This window comes from Sutterella seckii (genome assembly GCF_009183815.1).
Lineage (GTDB): Bacteria > Pseudomonadota > Gammaproteobacteria > Burkholderiales > Burkholderiaceae_F > Sutterella > Sutterella seckii.
Window position 1 is genome coordinate 1 of sequence record NZ_WEHX01000222.1, and the last position, 675, is coordinate 675.

Consider the following 675-nt stretch of genomic DNA (forward strand, 5'->3'; position numbering starts at 1 on the left):
GCATCCTCGAATGCCGTCGAAGAATAAGCCGACGCAGGCTTCCTCGGTGCCGCTCGCGAATACACGGGTTCTTTCCTCGACGCCGAAAATGCCCTTCTCGTTAATGACGTGGGCGACCTTCCAGCGGATCGTTTCCGCGTATTTTTCCAACATGGTCTTGTAGGCCAGCGCGGAAGACTTCAGCATGACGACGTAGCGGTATCCAAGCTCCCGGATAAGCCCCATAACGCTTTCAGCAGCAAAGCCGCGATCGAGAATGACGCCTTCAATTTCAATCCCGGCAGCGGCAAGAAAGCGAATCATCTTCTCAAAAGCCTTGGCATCGACTTTGCCGCCGTTGTTGAGGAACCAGGTGACGGGGCGCCCATCCTTCGAGCTGACGGCCCACATGTAGCTGTAGATATTTACTGCCTTATGCGACTTTGAATTGCCGGGTTCGGCAACACGGCTTTCCGAGATCGTGCAGTCGTTGTTTGAGCCATCGATGCAGAGCCAGACTTTCGTGCCTCCCTGCACTGCGAAGCGCTTGAGCCAGTCCATCCGAAACTGGTGGATGATGTCTGCACTCAATTGATCTTCAAAGAAATCGGAATACCAGCTGTCGCTCCGAAGCGAATCGGAAAAGAGCAGCTGCTGAGCCATCTCGTCCTTCATCAGATCTGTTGAATCAGCTCT

General features: G+C 53.9%; 1 pseudogene. It reads right to left on the reverse strand.

Annotated elements, in window-relative coordinates:
• Positions 1-642 (reverse strand): annotated as a pseudogene (locus tag GBM95_RS12435) (IS1634 family transposase); the annotation flags it as partial.
• Positions 643-675: the final 33 nt, after the last annotated feature.